Here is a 24,651-nt window from a genome sequence, read left to right as displayed (position 1 = left end):
CGGAACATGCCCGTCGACCGCCCGGGCGAGGTTGGGGACGAGTGACGTGGGTGACGTGATCCGCAGCACCGGAACGTGGGTGCAGACGGTCGAAGGATGGTTCGTACCGACGCGGCGCATCGAGGTGGGCAAATCGCCGTCCGAGGTGTTCCTCTACGACCACGAGGGCATCGGATACCGCAGGGTGCCTTTCGACGCCATTCTGCGCGCCGAGAGGGTCGACTCGGAGGCGCTCTACGAGGACCACTGGATCCCGCTCGTCTCGACCTGGACCCACAACATGGTCCACGCCTACGCTCCCCTCCCCCGTTCCCAGGGCGGACACCTCGCCGTTCTGTACACCTACAGCAGCCCGGAGTGGAGCACGCTCATCACGCTGCCCGGCGCGGAGGTACACGACGATCGCGGCGGCAATGGCGGAGTCTCGTTCGTCGTCGCGCTCGACGCCCTCGACGGCTACCGCCAGACCGTGACGACGCTCATCCCCGCCTCCGCCGACGACGGGCAGGATACGTGCTGATGAGCGGCTCATTCTTCCGCGCGACGAGTTATCCACGCAATGGGTGCACCGGCTCGGCATCGGCGCCATGACCCGCATAGGGTGGAAGGCTGAGGAGGCGCCGATGACGAACGTGCAGGAGACCCCACGCCTTGCTGACGTGGACCCCTTCGTCTCCTCCGAGCGTGCCCGCCCGGGCAAGGTCGTCGGCGCCGTAGCCCTCGACGTGGTCATGCCCGTGGCTCTTCTGACCGCCGGGATCGTCCTCATCGCGACCGGACCGCCGGCAGCGGGATGGTTCCTCATCGTCGTCGGGGTCGGGCTCCTCGCCGGCGCCGTGTGGCTGCTCGGCCGCACCGGGCGAACCCTCGGCGCATCGACGGTCGACGCGAGGATCGTCCACCGTGAGACCGGGGTCGCCGCGGGCAGCGCGGCCCTCTGGGCCCTGGCATCCGGCAAGCTCGCCATGTTCGACCTGCGGCGCGGGCGCGACCCCTTCGCTCCGGCGATCGCCGCGTTCGCGTTTCCGGATGCCACGCCCAGCGGCAGCACGCCCGGTCGCGGTCGTCGCGGCGTGGTGCCGACGCTGCTGCTCGACTCCGGTGAGCGCCTCACGCTCGACACCGCGCTGATCCTGGGGCGTGCGCCCTCGGCGCCGGCCGACGCGCCCGCCGAGGTGTACCGCTGGGCCGACATGTCGCGCACGCTGTCGAAGTCGCACGTGCGCCTCGAGTGGGACGGCCGGCAGGTCTGGGTGATCGACCTGGGCTCGACGAACGGGGTGTTCGTCCGCGGCGATGGTGCCGCAACCCCCCTCCTCCCCCACCAACGCACCCCCGTGCCCACCGGTGTCGTCCTCGAGATCGGTGACCGCACCCTGACCGTTCGGGATGCCGCATGACCACCGTCGACCACCCCCTTCTCGACGCCGCCGGCCCCGGCTGGGCCGGTACCGAGACGCGCGTCCCCGTGATCGCGCTCACCACGGCGATGAGCGACTGGCTGCACAAGACCGCCAGCCAGGGGCTGCGCCCGATCGTCGTCTCGGGCGAGCATTCGCGCATGACTCAGCCGCTCGCCCAGGTGCTGTCGGCGGTGCAGGGGCACTGGGTCGTGCGCACGCGCGACGACGGCTTCTACGACGCCCGCACCGGTGTGCGACTTTCCGCTCCGGCCGAGGCGCTCACCGCCGCTGCCCCGACGCCCGAGAGCGTGCACCCCTTCTTCGTGCGGGCTCAGCTGGCATCCGCTCTGCAGGTCGTCGCGACGGTGTCGACGCGCCACCGGGTGACCCGTCCGGTGCGCCTGGGCGGGGTCGCCGAGGCGGCGATCGCTCTGTTCACCGACGCCGAACCCGCCGCGTGGGGCGCCGTCGAGCCGCTGCTCGCGCCGTGGAACCGCGACGATCTCACCGAGCGCTCCCGACGCCGGATCCCGCTCGACAGTCACTGGGTCGCCGTCGGCGGCGGCGAGCGCGCGGTCGTCGCGACCGTGCAGGCCGCCCGCACGAGCGAGGGGCTCGAAGAGACCACGCGGGTGTGGGCGGCGGTTCCGGGCGTGGGACGCGACGCCGGCACGGCGGCGACCGCTGAGGCGCGGGAGCTCCTCGCCCGGGCGGCGACCGTGGGGCTCCCGCTCATCGGCGTGGCCTTCGCCGCGATCGGCGCCCCCGACCTCGCGCGACGCGCGACGGCGGCACCTCACCCCGAGCCGCTCGCGCTGCTGATCGGCCCGGCGGGCGTGCGGGCCCTGGGCATCGATGCGAAGCGATGGATCGGCGACGTGGGCGGCACGATCGTCGGCAGCCCGAGGCTTCCGGGCGTCCTGCTTCCGCTCGGCTCCGTCGACGGCGGCGGGTGGACCAGTCTGAACGACGTGCTCGCGACGCTGGATCCGGCGCGCCTGGCCGACCTGCTCGACGTCGCCCCGCATGTGCGCTCGCAGCTCGTCCCGCCGCGGGGAGCCCGCTGATGCCCGCGATCGTCGGCGTCGGCCTTCGCGTGCCCACACAGGAAGGAGCCCGCTGATGCCCGACCAGCGCGACACGGTGCTCATCGAGCAGGCCAAGATCCAGCGCATGCGCCTCGGCGCCGCCCTGATCCACGGTCACATCGGCGAGCGTCGCACCGTCAACGACCACATGAAGCGCCTGATGGGCTCGATCGTCGTGGCCGCGATCGCGTGCGCCGCCTGTGTGGGCGTGTCGTTCGTCTCGCAGCTGCTCACCGAGCGCGCGCAGACGAGCACCTCGATCCAGACCCCGACCGGAGCCGTCACCCCGTGAGCATCTACACCCGCTTGACCGTCGCAGGTTCCGAGCGTCGCGCCGAGGTCGTGGTGCCGAGCGGCGAGCCTGTCGGTGCCGCCCTGCCGCGCCTGCTCGACCTGCTCGGAGAGACCGCCGGAACCGTCGAGCGTCCGCTCGCCGTCATCGCCCCCGACGGTGAACAGGTCGACATCGCGCTGACGCCGCAGCAACTCGACCTCGCCGACGGAACCCTGGTGCGCCTCGTACGGTTGGATGCCGCGCCGCCGCCTCCCGTCGTGATCGACGTGACAGACGCCGCCGCCGACGCGCACGACGCGCGTCCCGACCGGTGGGACGAGCGGGCGCGCACCGTCGCGGGCGGAGCGGGCATCGCCACCGCGTTCGCCGTCGCCGGCTGGCTCTCGCCGTGGTCGTCGCCGACGGGGGCTGCGTTCGCCCTGCTGGCCGCCTCGGTCGTGCTCGCGGCCGTCGCCACGGGCCTCGGCCTCGGCGGATTGCGTCGCCTGTCGACGTGCGTGTCGGCCGCGGCGGCGGGCCTGGCCCTCCCGGTGGGAACGGCGACCACGGCCGCCCTCACCGCCCATGGCTTCGTCGGCGCAGCCCCCGTCGTCGGCGGCTTCGCCTCGGCGCTCGCCACGGGCTTCACCGTCGCCCTCCTCGGCGCAGGGGTCGCACACCGCCGTCGCGGCGCCGCCTCCGGGGGAGCCCTCGGTGCCGTGCTGGCGTCACTGCTGCTCGGACTCGTCCTCGGCGGGGTGGATGCCGTGTCCGCCGCGGCCGTCGCCGGCGTCATCGCCGCATTCGCCACCGGCCCGCTGCCCTGGATCGCCCTGTCGGCTGCGGGACTGACCGACCTCGACCAGCGCGCCGCCGACGGCGCCCCGCCCGCGCGGCCCCGTGCGTTCGCCGCCATCGACGAGGCGTACGCGGCGCTCACGTGGAGCGTGGGGGCCGTGGCATCCGTTCTGGGGGTCGCCGGGGTCGTGCTGGCGTTCTCGGGAACCGTCTGGACCGAGCTGCTGGCACTGGCGTTCTTCCTCGTCGCGGCCCTGCGCACCCGCGCGTTCCCCCTGCGGTGGCAGGGCTGGCTGCTGTGGACCGCGGCGGGTGCGATCGCCGCGGCCGGGCTGTCCGTGCTGCTGTCGGGCGGACTCGGCTGGATCGGCGCGGGTGCGGCCGTCGTGCTGGCCGCGCTGATCGCGACGATGGTGCTGGTGCGTCCCCGCCCGCACGTGCGGGCGCGGCTGCGCGGGCTCGGCAACGTCGTGGAGACTCTGGCGGTGGTGTCGCTCGTGCCGCTGCTCGTGGGGGCCCTGGGCGTCTACGCCGACCTGCTCGGCATGTTCGGCGGCCGCTCGTGAGCGTGCTCGACCTGCGCGCGGTGTCGACCGCGGTGTTCGGCAGCGGAGCGAACGGCCGCGTGCGCCTGACGGAGTGGGATGCCGCGATCCGCGGGGGTCTGTCGACGACGCGCCGCGTCGGGGTGGTGTCGTTGACGTCCGGCGCCGGCACCAGCACCGTCGCCCACCAGCTCACCCGGGCGATCGCGGCGAGACGCAGCGAGCCGGTGCTCGCGGTCGACGTGTCGTCCGGGGCCGCGGGTCTCGCCGAGCGTCTCGGTGCGCGGCCGGTCGCCCCCGACGAGACGCGCGCTGCCGCGCGCACCACCACCGAGGCGCTGAGCGGACTCGACGAGCGCGACGGGATCGTTGTGCTCCGCCCGCGCGACACCGACGACGCCGTCGGCGCGTGGCTGGGCGAGGCGGCTCCCATCGCGCGGTTCTTCGATGTCGCCGTCACCGACTTCGGGGCGCGGCATCCCGTCGTCGACCTCGCCGCGTGCGCGGCGCTGTGCGATGTCGTCTGCCTCGTCAGCGACAACCGCCGCGCCCAGGCGGAGCACGCCCGCTCGGTCGTCGACGCCGTGCGCGGCCTGCCCGAAGCGCCGTCGGTCGTGCTCGCGCTGGTCGATCACGCCCGCGACGGCGACGGGGTGGCGCGGGCCTTCGCCGTCGGCGCCGACCACGACGTCATGCCGATCCCGTTCGATGCGGGTCTCGCGGCCGGCGGCCGCGCACGCCGCTCGACGACGCATCTCGCGGTCGTGCGCCTGGCCGCCGCTGTCGTGGGAGCCACCGGGAGGGCCGCATGACCGTCCGCATCGTGCACCGCCCGGCACGCATCAGCGAGCCCGTCGAACCGGCCGGCGACGTCATCCTCGCCCCGCCTCCGCCCATCGGCGAGGGCAGCACCGGCTTCCCCCTGCAGTCACTGCTGCCGATCGTCGGCAGCCTGTCGTCGATCACGATGATCGTGCTGCTGCGCAACAACCCGATCATGGTCGTGGTCGGTGCGGTGATCCTCGTGGTCGCCCTCGTCGGCGGTGTCGGCATGGCGCTCACCCAGCGCGGCAACGCCGCGCGCCAACGCCGCGTGCAGCGCGAGCGCTACCTCGACTACCTCGAAGAGACGCGCGAAGACGTGCGCCGCACCGCCGACGCGCAGCGCAGCGCGGCGCTGGCCCTCCACCCCGCGCCCGGCACGCTCGTCGAGATCGCGGCCGACCCCGCCCGGCGATGGGAGCGTCGCCCCGGCGACGCCGACTTCCTACGCGTGCGCATCGGCACCGGCGACCTGCGCGCCGTCGACGTCGCCCTACCTCCCGAGCAGAACCCGGTGCAGCCCTTCGACCCGGTCATGCGCGAGTCCGCCGAACGCATGGTGCGCCTGGCCGGTGTCTCGCAGGGGATGCCGGCGACGGTCGACCTCGAGCGGGGCGGGCAGGTGTCGCTCGTCGGTGCCCGCAGCGACACGCTCCGCGTGGCCCGCGCCCTCGCCGCGCAGATCGCCGCGTTCCACTCCCCCGACGACGTGCACGTCGCCGCCGCCATCGCCCCCGGCCAGCGGAGCGACTGGCGGGGGTTCGACCTGCTGCCGCACGTCGCGGGCGAGACGCCGCCCACCGGTGCCGTCGCCGCGCGTCGCATCGCGCCGAGCCTCCCCGAGCTGCTGTCTCTGCTGCGCGACGAACTGCGCGACCGCGTCGCCACGGCGGCCGCCTCCCGACGCGCGGGCCGGCGGACGAAGCCCGGTCGTCTGGTGATCTTCGTCGACGAGGCCGGCGAAGCGGCATCCGCCGTTCCCCGGCTGGATGCCGCGCTCGACCTCGCCGCGCTCGGCGTGACGGTCGTGCACCTCGTCGACGACCGACTCAAGGAGCCGACGACCGTCGCCGTGCGCGTCACCGTCGAGGGCGGCGTCGCCACCGTCGAGACACCGGGCTCGGGCGAGGCCGCGGTCAGCGGAATCCGAATCGACGCGTTCACTCCCGCCGCGCTCGAGATCGTCGCGCGCCCCCTGGCGGGCCTGCGCCTGCGCCGCACGTCGGCGGAAGACACCGGCACCGCGCTCGCCCCCGACGTCACGCAACTTCTCGGCGTCGCCGACGTCGACGGCATCGACACGACGGCCGCGTGGCGCACCCGCAGCGCCGCCGAGTTCTTGCGCGTGCCCATCGGGGTCGACGACCGCGGCGCACCGGTGCTGCTCGACCTGAAGGAGTCGGCGCAGCTGGGAATGGGCCCGCACGGCATCTGCATCGGTGCCACCGGCTCGGGCAAGAGCGAGCTGCTGCGCACGCTCATCCTCGGTCTCGCTCTGACGCACGCCCCCGACGACCTCAGCATGATCCTCGTCGACTACAAGGGCGGCGCGGCTTTCGCCCCCTTCGCCCGGCTGCCCCACGTCGCCGGCATCATCGACAACCTCGCCGACGACCCTCAGCTCACCGAGCGGGCCCGCGCGAGCATCCAGGGCGAGGTCGTACGCCGGCAGCGCCTGTTGAAGGATGCCGGCAACGCGGCATCCATCGGTCACTACCGGCAGATGCGGCGCGACCGCCCGGAGCTGCCCGCCCTGCCGCATCTGTTCCTCGTCATCGACGAGTTCGGCGAACTGCTCACCGCCGAACCCGACTTCGTCGAGCTGCTGCTGACGATCGGGCGCATCGGCCGCTCGATCGGCGTGCACCTGCTGCTGTCGAGCCAGCGCATCGAAGCCGGACGCCTGCGCGGTCTCGACACCTACCTGTCGTATCGCATCGGCCTGCGCACGTTCTCGGAGTCGGAGTCGGCGGTCGTGCTCGACACCCCCGACGCGTTCCACCTGCCCGCAATCCCCGGCTTCGGATACCTCAAGGTCGACACGTCGGTCTACACGCGCTTCCGTGCCGGGTACGTCTCGGGTCCCGTGCCCGACCCCGTCGAGTCGGGCCCGCGCCACGACGACGCGCCGCCCGTGCTGCCGCTTCCCGCGTACGACCTGCCCGAGGAGACGCCCGACGAGGAGCACCTCGACAGCACCGAACCCGAGACCCCGACCACCGGGCGCACGCTCGTGCAGGCGGCGACCTCGCAGCTCGCGCGCGGGATCACCCGCACCCGCCCGGTGTGGCTGCCGCCGCTGCCGCCCGTGCTCACCCTCGGCGGAGTGCTGCCGCAGGCCGACGGCGCCGGAACCCTGCTCGCGCCGATGGGACTGCTCGACGACCCGTCGACCCAGGCCCAAGGTCCCTGGTTGCTCGATCTGACCCGCTCGGGCGGTCACGTCTCGATCACGGGCGCCCCGCAGTCGGGCCGCTCGATGTTCCTGCGCACCCTTGCCGCATCGCTGGCCTTCACCCACTCGCCGCGCCAGGTCAGCATCTACGGCATGGACCTCACCGGCGGCGGACTCGCCCGCATCGAGCCGTTCCCGCACGTCGGCGGTGTCGCCACCCGCGGCAACCGAGAGCGCCTCACACGTCTGCTCGAAGAGCTCACCGGCATGCTCGCCGTGCGCGAGCGCGTCTTCCGCGACCACGGGCTCGACTCCCTCGCCGACATGCGCCGCCAGCACGCCGCGGGGCGCCTGCCCGAGCTGCCGAGCGCCGACGTCGTGCTGCTCGTCGACGGGCTCGGTGCCCTCCGCCAGGACTTCGAAGACCTCGAGGCACCCCTCGGTCAGCTGCTCGAACGCGGCGGCAGCTTCGGCATCCACGTCGTCGTCGCCCTCTCGCGGTGGAACGAGCTGCGCATGAACCTGCAGGGACTCATCGGCACGCGGCTGGAGCTCAAGCTCAACGACCCCGCCGACTCGCAGATCGCGCGCAAGCTGTCCACGACCCTGCGCGCCGACGAACCGGGCCGCGTGCTCACCGACCAGAAGCTCTTCGCCCAGATCGCTCTGCCCCTGCTCGAAGAGGTCGACGACGGCGACACCGGCGAGGCCCTCGAACAGCTCGCCCGCGAGAGCGCGGCCCGCTGGGGCGGCCAGGGCGCGGCCCCCATCCGCCTGCTGCCCGAGGTGCTCGACCCGGCCGACCTGCCCGATGCGATCGACGAACCGGATGCCATCCCCCTCGGCCTCCGCCAAGACACCATGCAGCCGGTCGCGCTCGACGTCGTCACGCGCGACCCGCATCTGCTCGTGCTCGGCGACAGTCGCTGCGGCAAGACGACGCTGCTGCGCGGCATCGTGCAGGGCGCGATCGACCGGCACTCCCCCGAGGAGCTCGTCGTCGCCCTCATGGATGCGCGCGGTGACCTGGCATCCGAGATCCCCGACGCCTACCTCGGCGGACACGCCACCTCGGGACGTCAGGCGCGGCTGCTGGCGGAGTCGATCGCCGTCGAGCTCGAGAAGCGGCAGAGCGACCGTGACGCGGGGCCGCGGATCCTGGTCGTCGCCGACGACTTCGACATCCTCGCCGCCGGCGGCACCGAACCGCTGCGCCCGCTGCTGCCGTATCTGGCGTCGGCGCGCGACCTGCGCCTCAACGTCGTGGTGAGCCGCCCCGTCGCCGGCGCGTCGCGGGCGATGTTCGATCTGGCGCTGCAGGGCATCCGCGACACCGGCGGCACGACCCTCATCATGTCGGGCGACCGCTCCGAGGGGGCGCTGCTGCCCAAGCTGTACGCCGAGCCGATGATCGCCGGACGCGGCCGCCTCGCCCGCCGCGGCGACCGCCCCACGCTCGTGCAGGTGGCGAACTTCGTCACCGGCGAGGCGCCGGAGGCGCAGGCGGAGGCGCAGACGGAGGCACCGGCGGACCGGCTCGCGTCGACGGGGGATGCACCGGCGGCAGTGGGCCTGGGGGATGCCACGGCGTCATCGGTCGCCGCCGGGCGTGCGCGGGTCGAACCGCAGGAGGTCGAGGACGTCACCGCGCCGGCGCGCGCCGCCGACGCGGATGGCGAGGAGCCGCCCCTGACAAGACGGAGGAGGAACCGTGCCCCGCAGTAGCGTCGCGTTCACGCGCGAGCCGATCGACATCGAGGCGTTGGCCGAGGCCGTGTCCGCTGTGCTCACGCCCGAGGAGCTCGCTGCCACACCGATCGAGGTCCGCCCTCTCGACGACGGCGCCGCTGCCCAGGTCGTGATGCTCGACCGGGTGGTGCTCACGGTGCTGCGCCCCCGGCTCGTCCCCACACCGGCGGAAATCGCCCGCGTCTACGGCACCGTCGAGGTGGCATCCGACGCCCGGTGGGCCTGCGACTGCTTCACGACCTGGGAGCCGGAGGGCGTGATCGGCGTCCGGCTGATCGAGGCGGCGGCCGACGCGCGAGGCGGCGCGGCCGTGCACCTGGGCTGACACGGGCGGTGTCGGCGCTCCCGCGAGGGAGGATGCCGCGCGCGCGGACCTCTCCCCCGCACCGAAACCGGACCGGGGTCACAGAATCGGATCCACGGGCCCTCACGGTCCGAATCCGCTGCACTGGTCCGATTCCGTTGCGCAAACCCGCGTCACCCCGCCGCCCCCAGCGGCGGAGTGCGCGGCGGCACCGTGCGTCGCTCACCCGTCGCCTCGAAGGCGGCCGCAAGTTGCAGCAGCGCGGTGTCGTCGTAGGCGCGACCCGCGAAGGTCAGGCCCACCGGCATGCCGATGTCGTCGAGCGTGCCCATCGGCACCGTCACCGTCGGCACCCCGCAATGGCGGATCGCGAGGTTACCGGTCGCGACCCACACGCCGTTGCGCCACGCGATGTCCGCCGAGGCGGGGTTCACGTCTGCATCGGCGGGCGCCACGTCGCTCATCGTGGGGAAGACCACGGCGTCGAGGCCCTCGGCATCCATCCACTCTTCGAGGTCGCGCCGCCGGGTTTCCTCCAGCCCGCGCAGGCCCTCGGCCAGCCCAGGAATCTCGGTGAACGCGGCGACCGGATGCTCGCGGACGTGCGCCGGGTACTCCGCGATGTCGTCGTCGAAGCCGGCGTAGCGGTCGGGCAGGGCCCCCTCGGGGTGCGGGAAGATCGCGGCCCCGTCGACGGCGGCCAGCCCCGGCTCGCCGTTCGCGCGCAGGAAGTCGTCCCAGGCCCACGCCGACAGATCGACGATCTCGCGGCGCAGGAACTCCGGCGACACGAGCCCGCGCGTCGAGATCGTCGGTGCACCGGGCCGGTCGGCCTCGTAGTTGCTCACCAGCGGGAAGTCCGTCTCGACGACGGTCGCGCCCGCGGCCTCGAGGTCGGCGCGCGCGGCCTCCCACAGCGCGAGCACCGACGGTCGCGGCGCGATGCGCTCGCCCGTGGGGCCGCCCACGCCGCGCGGACCGGTGCCGGCCAGCGGGTCGGTACCGAGGAACATGCGCGGGATGCCGATCCGCCTGCCGCTCAGCGAGGCGCCGGCCGCGAGCGCGGCGTACGACTCCGGCCGCACATCCGACGCGGCCGGCAGCTGCACCCACGGCTGCGCCCGCCAGAAGTCGCCCCGCGTCTCGGGATCGTCCGCGACGACGACGTCGAGCACCGCGAGCAGATCGGCCATCGAGCGGGTGTGCGGCACGACGACGTCCATCGTCGGCACGAGCGGCCAGTTGCCGCGCACCGAGATGATGCCGCGCGAGGGGGTGTACGCGCAGAGCGCGTTGCAGGATGCCGGCGCCCGCCCGCTCGACCACGTCTCCTCGCCCAGCCCGAAGACGCCGAACGACGCCGCGGTCGCCGTGCCGGAGCCGTTGGACGACCCCGAGGCGAACGCCGAGGTGAGGTAGTCGGCGTTGTACGGGCTCTCGGCGCGGCCGTAGAGGCCGCGCTGCATGCCGCCGTTGGCCATCGGCGGCATGTTCGTCTTGCCGAGGCAGATCGCGCCGGCGTCTCGCAGCCGCTCGATTGTGAAGGCATCGGTGCGGGCGACGAGGTCGGCGAAAGCCGGGCTTCCGGAGGCGGCGGTGAGGCCGCGCACGAAGTAGCTGTCTTTCGCGGTGTACGGGATGCCGTCGAGCGGCCCGCGCGCCCGCCCGGCGGCGCGGCGGGCGTCGGACTCCTCGGCCTCGGCGCGGGCGTCGGGGTTCAGCACCACCACGGCGTTCAGACGCGTCGGCGTCTCGGGGCCGTCGTACGCCGCGATCCGCGCGAGGTGCGCGTCCACCAGCTCGACGGCGGTCGTCTCGCCAGCCGCGAGGGCCGCGGCCAGCTCCGCGATGGACGCCTCGGCGACCTCGATCATGCGCGCACCACCGGCTGCTGCTGCGTGATGCAGTGGATGCCGCCACCCCGGGCAAACAGCTCGCGCGCATCGACGGTCACGACCCGGCGACCCGGGTAGACCTCCTCCAGGATGCCGCGCGCCCGGGCATCCGCGACGGGCTCGCCGAAGCCGCACGCGATGACCCCGCCGTTCACGACCAGGTGGTTCACGTAGCTCCAGTCGGTGTCGCCGTCCGCGTCGCGGAGGGTGTCGGGAGCCGGGAGGTCGCGCACGGTGAAGGGGCGGCCGGCGGCATCCGTCTGGTCCGCGAAGAACGCGCGCAGCTCGGCCGAGACGACGTGGTCGGGGTGCGCCGCGTCGCGCTGATCGTGCAGCAGCACGACACCCGGCGACGGCAGGGCCGCGACGATGTCGACGTGCCCGCTCGTGCCGAAGTCGCCGTAGTCGCGGGTGAGGCCGCGCGGGAGCCACACGGCGTGGGTCGCCCCGATCGTGCGGGCCATCTCGGCCTCGACGCTCGCGCGGTCGGCATCGGGATTGCGGCGCGGGTCGAGCTGCACGGTCTCGGTGAGCAGCACGGTGCCCTCGCCGTCGACGTGGATGCCACCCCCCTCGTTCACCAGCGACGACGGCACGAGCTCGGCGCCGGCCGCCTCGGCGACGAAGCGACCGAGCTGCGCCGACTTGCGCCACTGGCTCCACCAGTGGTCGCCCCAGCCGTTGAAGGTCCAGTCGACGGCGCCCAGGATGCCGGGACGCTCGGGGTCGACGACGAAAGTGGGGCCCACGTCGCGCATCCAGAATTCATCGACCGGCGCCTCGAGGATGTCGATGTCGGCCGAGAGCATGCGCCGCGCCCGGGCGCGCTCGGAGGGATCCACGACCATCGTCACCGGCTCGAACGCGGCGACGGCGTGGGCGACCGCGGTCCACGCGGCGTAGCCCGCCTCGCGTTCGGCATCCGTCTCACCCAGGGTCGGCCCCTCGGCGGGAAACGCCATCCAGGTGCGCGTCTGAGGCGCGGTCTCGCTCGGCATGCGCCACGTCATCGGCTCTCCTCTGCGGATGTGGGGCAGACGCCTGACGCCTGCAGGAACATTAAACGTTTAAGTAGCATTTAGCGCAAGAGCCGCACCCGTCGGGTAACGTCGGGGCGTGACCCCCCGCAAACCGACGCTGCACGACGTGGCGGCCGCCGCGGGCGTCTCGATCGCCGCGGTCTCGTTCGCGCTGCGCGACAAGGCGGGAGTGTCGCCCGAGACGCGGGAGCGCGTACTCGCCGCCGCTCAAGAGCTCAACTACGTCGTCAACGCGCCCGCGCGGAGCCTGCGTACCGCCCGATACGGCACGGTGGGCCTGCAGCTTCCGCCCGGGTCGACGCGGCTGCCGTACTACACCGACTTCGCCTTCGGGGTGGTGGATGCCGCGGACGCCCGCGGTCTGTCCGTGATCCTGCTGCCCCACCGCGCCGCCGACGACACCACCCCGCCGACCGCGTTCGTCGACGGGTACGTCGTCGTCGACGCGACCGCCGAGGACGCCGGCATCCGGGCCATTCTCGACACCGGCCGCCCGGTGGTCAGCGGCGAGCACGTGCTCGGCGGCGAGGACCGGGTGAGCGCGAGCGTCGTCTACGACCATGCCACGGCGCTCCGCGGCCTGCTCGATCACCTCACCGACCGGGGTGCGACGCGCGTCGCCGCGGTGCTCCCGCCCGACGGCACCGCCTGGAGCCGCGACCTCACCCGCGCATATGCGGAGTGGACAGCCGAGCACGGGGGCATCGCCGTCTCGCGCACCATCTCGTTCGTGCCGACCGCCGACGAGGTCGACTCCGCGGTCGCCGACATCCTCTCCGCCGAAGAGGTCGACGCGCTCATCGTCGCCCCCAGCGGGTCGGCCGCCCCGGCGCTGGCCGCCGCGCACCGCGCCGGACGCCGCGTCGGCGACGACCTGCTGCTCGCCGCCTACGTCGACGAGCCGGTGCACGCGCTCCTATCCCCCGCCGTGACGTCGTTGGATCTCGACGCCCGCGCCTTCGGCTCGGCCTGCCTCGAGTTGCTGGCGGCGGTGACGGAGGCCGACGGCCCGGCCGATCGCGAGCGCGTCATCGTCCCGCGGCTCGTCGTTCGCGACAGTACGGCCGGGGCGTAGCCGCGGGTTCACGACGAGAGACCGGATGCCACGGCCTCGAGCCACGGCATCCGGTCTCTCGCGAAGCGGGTCAGGCCCCGCGCAGACGCTCCGCCAAGTACCCGTGCAGGGCGTCGAGGCCGATGCGCTCCTGGCCCATGGTGTCGCGGTCGCGCACGGTCACGGCGTTGTCGTCGAGCGAGTCGAAGTCGACGGTGACGCAGAACGGGGTGCCGATCTCGTCCTGACGACGGTAGCGGCGACCGATGGCGCCGGCGTCGTCGAAGTCGATGTTCCAGCCGGCCGAACGCAGGGTGTCGGCGACCTCGCGGGCCAGCGGCGACAGGCGCTCGTTGCGCGACAGCGGCAGAACGGCGACCTTGACGGGCGCGAGTCGCGGGTCGAGCTTCAGCACCGTGCGGGTGTCGGTGCCGCCCTTGGCGTTGGGCACCTCTTCTTCGCGGTACGCATCGACGAGGAACGCCATCATGGCGCGGGTCAGACCGAACGACGGCTCGATGACGTACGGCGTGTACTTCTCGCCCGAGGCCTGGTCGAAGAAGGTGAGCGACTGGCCCGACGCCTCGGAGTGGCTCTTGAGGTCGTAGTCGGTGCGGTTGGCGACGCCCATGAGCTCGCCCCACTCCTTGCCCGGGAAGCCGAAGCGATATTCGACGTCGATCGTGCCGGCCGAGTAGTGCGCGCGGTCTTCCTCGGGCACGTCGAAGCGCTTCATGTTGTCGGGGTCGATACCGAGGTCGATGAACCAGTTCCAGCACGCCTCGACCCAGTGCTCGAACCACTCGTTCGCCTCGGCGGGCGGGGTGAAGTACTCGATCTCCATCTGCTCGAACTCGCGCGTGCGGAAGATGAAGTTGCCGGGCGTGATCTCGTTGCGGAACGCCTTACCCACCTGGCCGACGCCGAACGGGGGCTTGCGACGGGATGCCGTGAGCACGTTGGAGAAGTTCACGAAGATGCCCTGGGCGGTCTCGGGACGCAGGAAGTGCAGGCCCGACTCGTCGTCGACGACGCCGAGGTACGTCTTGACCAGGCCCGAGAACGATCGCGGCTCCGTCCAGTTGCCGCGCTGCCCGGTCTCGGGGTCGGGAACCTCGTCCCAGCTCTCGGGCTCGCGACCGCGCTTGGCGACGAAGGCCTCCCACAGGTGGTCGGCGCGATAGCGCTTGTGCGTGATGGTCGACTCGACGACCTTGTCGGCGAACGTCGCGACGTGGCCGGAGGCCTCCCACACGCGCTTGGGCAGGATGACGCTGGAGTCGAGCCCCACCATGTCGCCGCGACCGCGGACGAACGTCTGCCACCACTGGCGGCGGATGTTCTCCTTCAGCTCCGTACCGAGCGGGCCGTAGTCCCACGCCGAACGCGAACCGCCGTAGATCTCACCGGCCTGGAACACGAACCCGCGGTGGCGGGCGAGGGCGATGACCTTATCGAGGCGGGACTGTTCGGCCACGGTGGCTCCAATGGTCGGGAAATTATGGGGATCGGGCGCGAGTGCGCGGCATCCAGTTTATCGAGCGAGGCGTGAGCTCACCGCGTGAGGCGTTCTCGGCGCACCGTGAACGCGTCGAGCGCCGTCTCGTCGATCTCGACGCCGAGTCCCGGGCCGGTCGGCACCCGCACGTACCCGTCATCCAGCACGGCCGGTTCGGTCACGATGTCGCGATCGTAGAAGCGCGCGGATGCCGAGATGTCGCCCGGGAGCGTGAAGCCCGGAAGGGCGGCGAGCGCGGCGTTGGCCGCGCGACCGATCCCCGTCTCGAGCATGCCGCCGCACCACACCGGCACCCCCGCGGCGAGCGCCCGGTCGTGGATCGCGACGGCCTCGAGGTACCCGCCGACCCGCCCCGCCTTGATGTTCAGGATCGCGGCCGAGCCGAGCGCGAGCGCGTCGGCCGCGGCCTTGTCGCTCACGATCGACTCGTCGAGACAGACGGGGGTTCGCAGCCGCGCGGCAAGCGTCGCGTGATCGACGAGGTCGTCTTCCTGCAGCGGTTGTTCGATGAGCAGCAGGTCGAAGCGGTCCAGCTCGACGAGGGTGTCGGCATCCTGAAGCGTGTAGGCCGAGTTCGCGTCGACCTGCAGCGGGATCGACGGGAAGGCCGCGCGGACGGCGGCGGTGTCGTCGACGTCGCGCCCAGGTTTGATCTTGATCTTGATGCGCACGTAGCCCTCGTCGAGGTAGCCGCCGACGACATCGACGAGCGCCTGCGGGTCACGCTGGATGCCAACCGAGACACCCGAGGGCACTCGGTCGCGCTCGGCGCCGAGGTACTGCGCGAAGCTGCGACCCTCGGCGCGGAGGGCGGCGTCGATGATCGCGAGCTCGAGGCCCGCCTTGGCCATGCGGTGGCCGACGAAGGGATGCAGGATGCCGGGCACCTCCTCGGGCGAGAGGGTTCGGCGTTCCAGCAGCGCCGGGGCCAGGTAGCGGGCGAGCACGTCCCACGCGCTCTCGGTGTACTCGCTGGAGTACAGCGGAGCGGCCATCGTGACGACCTCGCCCCAGCCGCGACCGTCGCCGGTCTCGGCCGCGACGACGATGACCTCGCGCACCGTCTCGGTGCCGAACGACGTCGTGAAGGGCGACACGAGCGGGATCTGCAGCACGCGCAGCTCGACGGCATCCAGGGTCACGGGAGAGGCGGGGCGGGTCAGGGGCATGAGGGGAGGGTATCGGGGTGGGGCGACACAACTCCTGCAGCTCTACTCGGGTCAGGCGAGTGCGCGCGCTCAGGCAAAGGACTGCAGGAGTTGTGCGCCGCGCCCACCCTCGACGCCCTTCCGGGACTTCAGGCGGGAGGGCCGGTCCGTCGAGAGACCACGGCGTACGCCGTCGCGGCTGCGACAACGCCGGACACGACCGTTGCGACCCACCTCGTGAAGACATCGATATCGGTCAGCACCACGAGCGAGAGGTTCACCGTCAGGGCGACAACGGCGAGAGCGATGAAGGGCGCGGCATCTACCAGGGTGCGCTTGCGTTCGGTCACAGAGTCCTCCGGTCTGACGTCGAGCCGGCCGCGCGGCGGGCATTGAGCCGCTCGAAACGGAACAGGCTAAAATTAGCGGCCACTCCGTGGCCACGGCGGGTATACGTCGCACATCTCGCCCGCGGGCGACGCTCAATCACCCGACTCCCGGCGGGGCGTCCCGCCCTCACCCGCCTGGCGTGCGGCGGCTTCGGCCGGCGCCCGCCCGACCTGCGACCGTAACGCCCGCACCCGGCCGTGGCAAGGCCGAGGGGCGAGGCGCGGCGCGGCGCGTAGCGTCGGGCGCATGAGCGACGACTTCACCCCCCGCCACGCGATCGTCACCGGTTCCGATTCGGGCATCGGCGCTGCCACCGCCCTCGCCCTCGCCGAGGCCGGCATCGACGTCGCCGTCACCTACCACTCCGACAAAGACGGCGCCGAAGAGACCGCTGCGGCCGTGCGCGCACGCGGCGCACGCGCGATCGTCGCGCAGTTCGACGCGACCGAGTTCGATAAGGTCCCGGATGCCGTGAACGCCATGGCCGATGAGCTCGGCGGCCTCGACGTGTTCGTCAACAACGCCGGCGGCGGCATCGGCGGCAGCTTCCTCGACCTCGACTTCGACACGTGGCGCACTGACATCGCACTCAACCTCGACGGCGCGTTCCTCGCGCTGCACACCGCGGCGAAGCGCATGGTGGCGGCCGGCCACGGCGGGCGACTCATCGTCGTCTCGAGCGTGCACGAGCACCAGCCCCGCGTAGGCTCCGCTCCCTACGTCGCCGCCAAGCACGGCGTCGGTGGACTCATCAAGACGATGGCGCTCGAGCTGGGCCAGTACGGCATCACGGCCAACGCCGTCGCTCCGGGCGAGATCGCCACGCCCATCAACGACATGTCGGCCGAAGATGCCGATCGCATCCACCGTCCCGGCATCCCACTCGGCCGCCCCGGCAAGCCGCAGGAGATCGCCGACGTCATCCGCTTCCTCGCCTCGCCGTCGGGCTCGTATGTCACGGGTGCGAGCTGGGTCGTCGACGGCGGGATGCTGCAGATGGGCCCGCAGGCGGGCTCGCACATGGAGTCGGACGCCTGGCGTTCGGCGGGAGAGGAGTGAGCGGGATGAGCGACGAGAAGAGCTTCGAAGAGAACCGCCACGACCAGCTCACCAGCGCACCGAAAGCGACGGAAGAAGACGCCGCGCCCCGGTTCGACGTGACCAAGCACGACGGCGTGACCCGCATCGACGTGCGCGATGACGCGGCGGTGCGTCCAGGTCCCGGTCAGGGCGACCCGGCGGCGGAAGAAGACACCCCGATCACCGAGCAGTGACCGTCCGTCACTCGACGACGAGATAACCTCGGCGGTCGAAGCTGCCGATCCGGCGTCCGGATGCCAGGTGCCCGGCGATGTCGTCGCGCAGGCGCCGACGCCAGTCGGCGGCGGCGGCCGGGTCACTGCGACGAAGGGACGCGATGTCGTCGGGGACGGCAACGACCGCGACGACATCGGCGTCTGCCGGAGCAGGGGCGGGCGGCTCGGCCACTGCCCACGACACGAGGATCCGATCGGACTCGTCGCCACGGTTCACGGCATCCGCCATCGCTCCATAGTGGTCGGCGAGGTACTCGGTCACGCGCGCGCCCAGCACCGCGAGGTTGAAGTGCGCGTTGCGGGCCATCAGCGGGTCGAACGTCCAGGTGACATGCCTGACTCCGCGTTCCAGCGCCCACGCGCGCTGATGCTCCTTGAGCCGGCGGCCGAGGCCGCGATCCTGGTGGCCGGGCAGGATGCCGGTGATGTGCGAGTGCATCGTCCGCTCGGCGGGCGGACCGAAGAACGCCGCTGATGCCCCGATCATCCTGTCGCCGTCGAAAAGCCCGACGACGTAGTTGCCCGCGTGTTCGAGGGCGCGCAGGATGTTCGCCGGCATCGTGCCGCGCTCGCCCCATACCTCGTCGAGCACCCGGGCTGCCTCGTGGATGCCGCCGACGTCGTCGAGGGTGCGGATCTCGAAGTCGTTCACGCATCGAGTGTCGCACCACCGCCATCGACGGCCGGACTCGTCCCGTCATCCCGACCTCTGGCAGCGGTCGACCGGCGGCTGATCGGCCGCCGCACAGGGGCGGCGGACGAACGGTCCCCTTCTCCGGTCGAACGCGGCACCAGGCGCGGTCGCGGGGCACCCTTGTCGTTCAGGTGGGCGAATGCGGCAGGACCACGGGGCGCCCGGTCCTCGGATCGGCCAGGATCGTGCACTCGATGTCGAAAACGCTGCGGATCGTATCCGCGGTGATGACGGTCTCGACCGTTCCTGTCGCGGCGATCCGGCCGTCACGCATGGCGACGATGTGGTCGGCGTAACGAGCGGCGAGGCTGAGATCGTGAAGCACCATGACGACGGTCACCCCCTCGAGATGGAGCCGACGAACGGTATCGAGGACTTCGAGCTGGTGCGCGATGTCAAGATACGTGGTGGGCTCGTCCAGAAGGAGGACGGGTGTGCTCTGCGCCAGCGCCAGCGCGATCCAGGCGCGTTGCCGCTGCCCTCCGGAAAGAGTGGAGAGCGGGTGGTTCGCCCGTTCGCGAAGACCGGTGCGATCGAGTGCATCGAGCACGATGTCCTCGTCGGCGCGTGACCACTGGTCGTACCAGCGCCGGTGCGGGTCTCGCCCGCGCGTGACGAGATCGATGACGGTCAACTGCTCCGGCGCCATCGGGGCCTGCGGGAGAAGGGCCACCTGGCGAGCGAAGACGCGATGCGGAATGTCGGCGATCGGCGTGCCCTCCAGGAGCACCTGCCCGTCGACCGCCGGGCCGAGCCTGCTGAGACTGCGAAGGAGGGTCGACTTGCCGCACCCGTTCGGACCGATGATCGCCGTCACCCGGCCGGCGGGGATCTCCAGATCTATGCCCTTGAGCACGGAGCGTTCCCCGAATCGGAGGACGAGATCGCGAACGGTGAACACAGAGGTCATTGCGTGGGGTCTTTCCGCGAGCGAACGAGCAGCCAGATGAGGAACGGGGCGCCGATGACGGCGGTGACCGCGCCGGTGGGGAGGAGAAGAGGCGCCAGCGCGAACCGTGCGACAAGATCGCTCGCGAGAAGAAGCGCGGCTCCCGCGATCCCGCTCGCCACGAGCGGAGGCCGGGGTGAGCGACAGGCGAGACGTGCGAGATGGGGGGCGACGAGAGCGATGAAGCCGATCGGACCTGCCGCGGCGACGGGGACGGAGGTGAGAACGACCGCGATGAGAAGGAGGAGTCCCACCGACTGCGGCACGCGGTAGCCCAGCGAGGTCGCGATGGACGGTCCGAGCTCCAGTGCGGGGAGCCGCGACGAGAGGACGATCAGGGGGGCGAGGGCCGTGACGGCGGCGACGGTGACGGCGGCGACTTCCGACCATCCTCTGCCGCCGAGCGAGCCCGCGAGCCACGCGTTCGCTCGGGCCGCGTCGTCGATGCTCGCAGCGGTGAGCATCCAGCTCGTCAGTCCCCCGAACAGCGCGGAAACGCCGACACCGGCGAGCAGGGGCGACAGACCGGTCGTGCCCGTGACACGGAGCAAGAGTACGACGATGGCGGCCGCGACGACGCCGCCCAGGAGAGCGGCGAGCGGGGTCCCGATGACCTCCAGCGCCGCGGCGCCGGCGGCGTTCGTGCCGCTGAGGACGATCGCGGCGACCGCGCCGGCGCCCGCGCCCGCCGAGACGCCGAGAAGGTCGGGACTCGCGAGGGCGTTGCGTGCCGTCGTCTGCACGATCGCGCCGGCGACGGCGAGACAGACCCCCACGACGATGCCGAGAGCCACGCGCGGCAGACGTATGGCGTTGACGACGAGGTGGTCGCGGGCACTTCCTTCCCCTCGGAGTGCGGCGACGACATCCCCGGGCGCGAGCGTGTAGTCGCCCAGGGCCAGCCCGGCACCGGCCAGCAGGACGGTCGCGACGAGGAGAAGCGCGGAGACGACGACGGTTCGTCGGCGAACCTGCTGCGAGAACATCCCGACTCGTAGAGTGGTGGACGCGCTCATGTGGAGGTCTTCCGGGTGCGGACGATGATGACGAGGAGCGCCGGAGCGCCGATGACCGCGAGGACGACGCCGACCGGGAGTTCTGCGGGCGAGATGATGACACGTCCGATGACGTCGGCGAAGACGACGAGGAGTGAGCCGAGCATCGCACTCGCGGGCAGGAGTACCTCGTGCTTCTCGCCGAAAACCCTTCGCGCGAGGTGAGGGGCGACAAGCCCGACAAATCCGAGAGCTCCGATGGCCACGGTCGCCCCACCGACGAGGAGGGTCACGACGACCAATCCCAGGATCCGGGTCGGAAGGAGGCGGCGCCCCAGAGCAGCCGCGACGTCGTCGCCGAGCACCAGCACATCGAGTGCGCGAGCGTGCGCACCGGCGAGGACGCCGCCCACCGCGAGGGGAACGAGTGCGGCCAGGAACACGTCGAGATCCCGGCCTGCGCTCAACGAGCCCACCGTCCAGAAGCGGAACAGGTCGAGCGCGGCGGAGTCGAGCAGCAGGATGATCCCGGTGATCGCGCCGAGCAGGGCGGACACGGCCGTCCCGGCGAGCACCAGCGACGCGGGGGACGCGTCTCGACGGCGGCTCGCTGCGAGCCCGATGACGACCACGACGATCGTGCCCAGGGCAGCGCCGCCGAATGCCGCCCCGAGGTAACCAGCGGGTGTGGTGAGACCGAGAGCCGAGATACCGACCACGACAGCGAGGGAACTGCCGGCCGTGATTCCCAGCAGACCCGGATCGGCGAGCGGATTACGGGTGTGACCCTGGACGACGACACCCGCGACCGCCAGAGCAGCGCCCCCGACGATCCCGATGAGCGTGCGGGGCAGACGCTGGTCTTGCACGATCGCACGCGCTTCCGGGTCCGCCGTCCCCAGCAGCGCCTGCCACACCGCTACCGGGGCGATCCCTCTCGAGCCCACCATCAGACCGAGGGTGAGGCACACGACAGTGACGGCCAACGCCGCGCCTATGAGCAGCGCCGCGCGCGCCATGCCGCCCGACGACAGGTTCAGGGTTCCGCTCTCAGAAAGTGGCGAGCAGCGACTCGATGACGTCGATGCTGTGAAGCGCGGTCAGTGCCGCACCTTCATGGGTCTGCTTGTCGGAGCGCACGACGTGGCCTCCGGCAACCGCGGGCAGCTGCGTCCACAATGAATCGGTCTGCAGCTCGTGCCAGGACGCGGCGTCGTTGACCAACGCCACGACGGCCGTCGCATCGCTCCACTTCGACACCAGCTGCTCGGGTGAGTATTCGACGCCCTCGCCGCTCTGAATCGCTTCGGCGAAAGCGGCGGACGGCGCGGCGCCGAGGTCTTGGAGCACGGTCGAGAGCAGTCGGTTGGGGCGCACATCACTCCCATCGGAGGTCACGTTGATGGGCGCGAACGTCTGGGACGCGAGAACGTCGGCGTAGGCCTCCGACACCTCCGCCACGCGAGCGTCGTACTGCGCGATGAGCTCCGCGGCGCGAGTCTGCGTCCCCGTCGCCTCGGCCACGAGACGGAGGTCGTCCTGCCACGAGCTCGTGGTTTGATCGCCGATCGCCAGCACGGGGGCGATCGCCCGCAACTCGTCCAGGATGGGCTCGACGTCGTCGATGCGGCTGACGATCAGAGTCGGCGCGGCCTCCGCGATCGCCTCCAGGTTGACCTCTTCGGCGAGGAACATCGGCGAAGCGCCCACCGCCCGCGCGAGGGCCGGCGCGACAGGAGCCTCGAGGTCCAGCGCAGCGGCCTCTTCGTACGGGTACCCGGTGAGGGGCAGCCCCAGCGACAGCACGATGTCGAGGTCGCGGCGCCCCTCCAGGACCACCACCGATTCGATCGTCTCGGGCACGGTCACCGGGCCGAGGACGCTTTCGACGGTTCGGTCGCCCTCCTTCGCCGCAGAACCGCCGCCGCTGACAGCCGCGCACCCGGTCATGGTGAGAGCAGCGACGGAGCAGAGGACGAGAAGAGAGGCGGGGAAGCGTTTCGCAGGCATGAGGGGTATCCTTGATCCGTCATGGTCGACTAGGTAAGGCTATCCTAACCTATGCGTCGGGCGTGGTGCCCGGGAGGAGTCCGATGCAGCGAATCACAAGGGGAAGGGGGCGTCGGGAGGGCGGCCTCATCGATGGCCCCGAGAGCGTCACCGCGATCGCGACGTCGGAACTGTGCGACCGCATCATCGACGGACGGCTGGCCATGGGCGCACATGTGACCGAGCATGCACTCGCCGCGGAGATCGGCGTCGGACGGCAATCCCTCCGCGAAGCCCTCCGCGCGCTAGAGAGTCGACGCGCCATCGTCCACGTGCCGCGTGCGGGAAGCCGCGTGGTGCAGCTGACCCTGCAGGACGCCTTCCAGGTGACCACGGTGCGCGAACAGCTCGAGGCCCTCGCGGTGCAGCAGGGGGTTCCGGCGAACGGCGAGAGGTTCGAGCGCCTGCGCACGGCTATGGACGCGATGGAACGCCACGCCCGCTCGGGCGACGAGACACGCGCCCCCCATGACGGTCTGCAGTTTCACACGGCATTGGTGAACCTGGCGGGCAATGACCACTTGAACGCCGCCTACGCCGCGATCGCCCTCCCGGTGGCCATACTCATGCGGCTGAACCGTCAGGCGCAGGCGGGAGCCGAGTCTCTCCTCGATCGCGCGGCGCGACATCGACGCGTCGTCGACCTGGTTGCCGAGGGGCATCCCGACGCCGTGCTCGCGGAGCTGCGCGCACACCACACAGCCGCCTACCTTCTCGGCGACCACCTGTCCGCTCACGACGCATCCGACGACGCGCTCGCATGGGCCGGCAGACTTGGACGACTCGAGCAGGGGTCGAGTCCTGACGGGTCAGCGCCCTGACGGCGGGGGCGAGTCGGTCCGGCTCACGTGACGAATCGTGCGGCCGCGCTCGATGACGATCGCGGTCCCGCCGACGAGCCACAGCGGCACCTGGGTGAGGAACGCGAGGCGGAACGCGTCGAGCGAATAGGTTTCGGGGCTGCCCGCCCCCTGCACGTCCATCGCGATACCGATGAAGAGGATCGCGAGCAGCGCCGCGAGGAACCCGCCGCCGTTGACGATGCCCGTCGCGGTACTGAGGCGGTGACTGGGGGTGAAGGTGCGTGCGTGGTCGAAGGCGATCATCGACGCCGGCCCCCCGGTCGACAGCGCGAACATCAGCACCACCAGCAGCCAGACCGGAGCCTGCCCGGGCCACACGATGACGACGATCCATACGACGGCCTGGAACACGACCGTGGGCAGCACCAGCCATCGCGATCGCCGGGTGGGATGCCGGCTCGACAGCGCCCCGATCACCGGACCGCTCAGGATGCTGAACAGCACCAGCGACGTCATCACGAGCGACGCGGTCGCCGGCGCGAGCCCCTCGCCCGCGGTGAGGAACGGGAAGCCCCACAGCAGCATGAACGCCGTGCCCGCGAACGGGGTGGCGAAGTGCGACCAGAACCCCAGCCGCGTACCGGGGTGCGCCCAGGACTCGCGGAACCCTTTGCGAAGGTCGGGCGCCGAGCGCACCACCCGGATCGCACCGGTCTGCGTGTCGACGGACGTGTCGACGGGGTCGGACCGCCGTTCGGGCGGACGGTTGCGGATGATGAGGAACGTCAGGACCGCGAAGAGCAGACCGAGACCCGCGACGCTGCCGAAGGCGACGCTCCAGCTCGTCGCGTGCAGAAGGGCGGCCAGCGGCACGACCGCGACGATCTGACCCAGCTGACCGATGATGCCCGTCAACTGCACGAGCACCGGCGCGCGCTGCGCGGGGAACCAGGTCGCGATCACGCGCAGGACGCTCGGGAAGATCGCGGCATCGCCCGCACCGATCAGCACGCGGGCCAGGATGCCGATCCCCACGGCATCCGCGAAGGCCATCACGAGCTGGCCGACGGCCATCAGCACCATGCCGATCGCGATCATCGGGCGCGCACCGAACCGGTCGAGCAGCAGGCCGACGGGGATCTGCATCGCGCCGTAGACGAAGAGCTGGATGACGGCGAACATCGACAGCGCCGAGGCGTCGGCCCCGAAGCGCACCGCGGCATCCACTCCGACGGCCGAGAGCGAGGTGCGGTTGATGATCGAGACGACGTAGGCGAGGACGCCGACGGCCCACAGCGTCCAGGTGCGCCAGCCCGGCCGGTCGAGGCGGAGGGTACTGGTCACGCGTTCCAGGCTATCCCCGCCCTCCGACACCGGCGTCGGCGTGCGGGCGCGCCCGGCCCCCGGCGCAGGCGGGTACC

Annotated in this window: 23 protein-coding genes; 12 read left to right on the top strand and 11 right to left on the bottom strand. The window is 71.9% G+C overall.

All coding sequences use genetic code 11. From position 1 onward, the window contains the following. Positions 1-55 precede the first annotated feature (55 nt). From QE410_RS00940 to QE410_RS00905, 8 genes are all read left to right on the top strand, one after another. Positions 56-520, top strand: coding sequence for a hypothetical protein (locus QE410_RS00940; RefSeq protein ID WP_307326796.1), 465 nt, complete (start codon positions 56-58; stop codon positions 518-520). A 103-nt stretch (positions 521-623) separates the two neighbouring features. Continuing rightward, complete coding sequence (locus tag QE410_RS00935) at positions 624-1,400, top strand: FHA domain-containing protein (protein ID WP_307326794.1); 777 nt, start codon at positions 624-626, stop codon at positions 1,398-1,400. Beyond that, positions 1,397-2,470: a DUF6177 family protein gene (locus tag QE410_RS00930; RefSeq protein ID WP_307326792.1), complete on the top strand. Its 1,074-nt coding sequence runs from the start codon at positions 1,397-1,399 to the stop codon at positions 2,468-2,470. The genes QE410_RS00935 and QE410_RS00930 overlap by 4 nt, the downstream gene beginning before the upstream one ends. 55 nt (positions 2,471-2,525) lie before the next feature. Beyond that, on the top strand, positions 2,526-2,783 hold the full coding sequence (locus QE410_RS00925; protein ID WP_307326790.1) for a hypothetical protein: 258 nt from the start codon (positions 2,526-2,528) through the stop codon (positions 2,781-2,783). Then, entirely contained in the window at positions 2,780-4,129 is a 1,350-nt protein-coding gene (locus tag QE410_RS00920) for an EsaB/YukD family protein (RefSeq protein ID WP_307326788.1), read from the top strand. Before QE410_RS00925 ends, QE410_RS00920 begins: the two co-directional genes overlap by 4 nt. Continuing rightward, positions 4,126-4,920 (top strand): hypothetical protein, encoded by a 795-nt coding sequence (locus QE410_RS00915; protein ID WP_307326786.1) that lies wholly within the window; start codon positions 4,126-4,128, stop codon positions 4,918-4,920. Before QE410_RS00920 ends, QE410_RS00915 begins: the two co-directional genes overlap by 4 nt. Then, positions 4,917-9,050, top strand: coding sequence for a type VII secretion protein EccCa (gene eccCa / locus QE410_RS00910; protein ID WP_307326784.1), 4,134 nt, complete (start codon positions 4,917-4,919; stop codon positions 9,048-9,050). The genes QE410_RS00915 and eccCa overlap by 4 nt, the downstream gene beginning before the upstream one ends. Next, positions 9,037-9,399 (top strand): hypothetical protein, encoded by a 363-nt coding sequence (locus QE410_RS00905; RefSeq protein WP_307326782.1) that lies wholly within the window; start codon positions 9,037-9,039, stop codon positions 9,397-9,399. The genes eccCa and QE410_RS00905 overlap by 14 nt, the downstream gene beginning before the upstream one ends. 152 nt (positions 9,400-9,551) lie before the next feature. On the opposite strand, the gene QE410_RS00900 is transcribed toward QE410_RS00905, so the two are convergent. Together QE410_RS00900 and QE410_RS00895 are read right to left on the bottom strand one after the other, a co-directional pair. After that, positions 9,552-11,252, bottom strand: coding sequence for an amidase (locus tag QE410_RS00900; protein WP_307326780.1), 1,701 nt, complete (start codon positions 11,250-11,252; stop codon positions 9,552-9,554). After that, positions 11,249-12,283 (bottom strand): agmatine/peptidylarginine deiminase, encoded by a 1,035-nt coding sequence (locus QE410_RS00895; protein ID WP_307326778.1) that lies wholly within the window; start codon positions 12,281-12,283, stop codon positions 11,249-11,251. Before QE410_RS00895 ends, QE410_RS00900 begins: the two co-directional genes overlap by 4 nt. Before the next feature lie 106 nt (positions 12,284-12,389). On the opposite strand from QE410_RS00895, the gene QE410_RS00890 reads away from it, so the two are divergent. Continuing rightward, a complete protein-coding gene (locus QE410_RS00890) occupies positions 12,390-13,388 on the top strand; it encodes a LacI family DNA-binding transcriptional regulator (RefSeq protein ID WP_307326776.1) in 999 nt (332 codons plus the stop codon). Positions 13,389-13,458: 70 nt separating this feature from the next. Here the strand turns inward: QE410_RS00890 and QE410_RS00885 are convergent, their stop codons facing one another. The 3 genes from QE410_RS00885 to QE410_RS00875 form a co-directional block, all read right to left on the bottom strand. Beyond that, the gene (locus QE410_RS00885) at positions 13,459-14,844 is read right to left on the bottom strand and encodes a glycine--tRNA ligase (RefSeq protein ID WP_307326774.1); all 1,386 of its coding nucleotides are present in this window, start codon (positions 14,842-14,844) and stop codon (positions 13,459-13,461) included. 77 nt (positions 14,845-14,921) lie between these two features. Then, complete coding sequence (menC, locus tag QE410_RS00880; RefSeq protein ID WP_307326772.1) at positions 14,922-16,055, bottom strand: o-succinylbenzoate synthase; 1,134 nt, start codon at positions 16,053-16,055, stop codon at positions 14,922-14,924. A gap of 128 nt (positions 16,056-16,183) precedes the next feature. Further along, entirely contained in the window at positions 16,184-16,384 is a 201-nt protein-coding gene (locus QE410_RS00875) for a hypothetical protein (RefSeq protein WP_307326770.1), read from the bottom strand. A gap of 286 nt (positions 16,385-16,670) precedes the next feature. Between QE410_RS00875 and QE410_RS00870 the strand changes: the two genes are divergently transcribed. Further along, a complete protein-coding gene (locus tag QE410_RS00870; RefSeq protein ID WP_307326768.1) occupies positions 16,671-17,483 on the top strand; it encodes an SDR family oxidoreductase in 813 nt (270 codons plus the stop codon). Positions 17,484-17,488: 5 nt separating this feature from the next. Continuing rightward, the gene (locus tag QE410_RS00865; RefSeq protein ID WP_307326766.1) at positions 17,489-17,698 is read left to right on the top strand and encodes a multidrug transporter; all 210 of its coding nucleotides are present in this window, start codon (positions 17,489-17,491) and stop codon (positions 17,696-17,698) included. A 7-nt stretch (positions 17,699-17,705) separates the two neighbouring features. On the opposite strand, the gene QE410_RS00860 is transcribed toward QE410_RS00865, so the two are convergent. The 5 genes from QE410_RS00860 to QE410_RS00840 all read right to left on the bottom strand — a co-directional run bounded on the left by QE410_RS00860 (position 17,706) and on the right by QE410_RS00840 (position 22,388). Then, positions 17,706-18,392 (bottom strand): GNAT family N-acetyltransferase, encoded by a 687-nt coding sequence (locus tag QE410_RS00860; protein ID WP_307326764.1) that lies wholly within the window; start codon positions 18,390-18,392, stop codon positions 17,706-17,708. A gap of 169 nt (positions 18,393-18,561) precedes the next feature. Then, positions 18,562-19,344 carry an ABC transporter ATP-binding protein gene (locus tag QE410_RS00855; RefSeq protein WP_307326762.1) on the bottom strand — a complete coding sequence of 261 codons (783 nt, stop codon included), beginning with the start codon at positions 19,342-19,344 and terminating at the stop codon, positions 18,562-18,564. Beyond that, on the bottom strand, positions 19,341-20,399 hold the full coding sequence (locus tag QE410_RS00850) for an iron chelate uptake ABC transporter family permease subunit (protein WP_307326760.1): 1,059 nt from the start codon (positions 20,397-20,399) through the stop codon (positions 19,341-19,343). Before QE410_RS00850 ends, QE410_RS00855 begins: the two co-directional genes overlap by 4 nt. Further along, positions 20,396-21,364: an iron ABC transporter permease gene (locus QE410_RS00845; RefSeq protein WP_307326758.1), complete on the bottom strand. Its 969-nt coding sequence runs from the start codon at positions 21,362-21,364 to the stop codon at positions 20,396-20,398. The genes QE410_RS00850 and QE410_RS00845 overlap by 4 nt, the downstream gene beginning before the upstream one ends. Before the next feature lie 64 nt (positions 21,365-21,428). Further along, positions 21,429-22,388, bottom strand: a complete 960-nt coding sequence (locus QE410_RS00840) for an ABC transporter substrate-binding protein (protein ID WP_307326756.1) — start codon at positions 22,386-22,388, stop codon at positions 21,429-21,431. A gap of 83 nt (positions 22,389-22,471) precedes the next feature. Here QE410_RS00840 and QE410_RS00835 point away from each other — a divergent pair, with 83 nt between their 5' ends. Continuing rightward, positions 22,472-23,248, top strand: coding sequence for a GntR family transcriptional regulator (locus QE410_RS00835; RefSeq protein WP_307326751.1), 777 nt, complete (start codon positions 22,472-22,474; stop codon positions 23,246-23,248). Here QE410_RS00835 and QE410_RS00830 read toward each other — a convergent pair. Continuing rightward, positions 23,237-24,574 (bottom strand): nitrate/nitrite transporter, encoded by a 1,338-nt coding sequence (locus QE410_RS00830; protein ID WP_307326750.1) that lies wholly within the window; start codon positions 24,572-24,574, stop codon positions 23,237-23,239. The genes QE410_RS00835 and QE410_RS00830 overlap by 12 nt on opposite strands. Positions 24,575-24,651 lie beyond the last annotated feature (77 nt).

This window comes from Microbacterium sp. SORGH_AS_1204 (assembly GCF_030818935.1).
Classification (GTDB): domain Bacteria; phylum Actinomycetota; class Actinomycetes; order Actinomycetales; family Microbacteriaceae; genus Microbacterium.
This window is presented reverse-complemented; position numbering and strand designations above follow the sequence as displayed.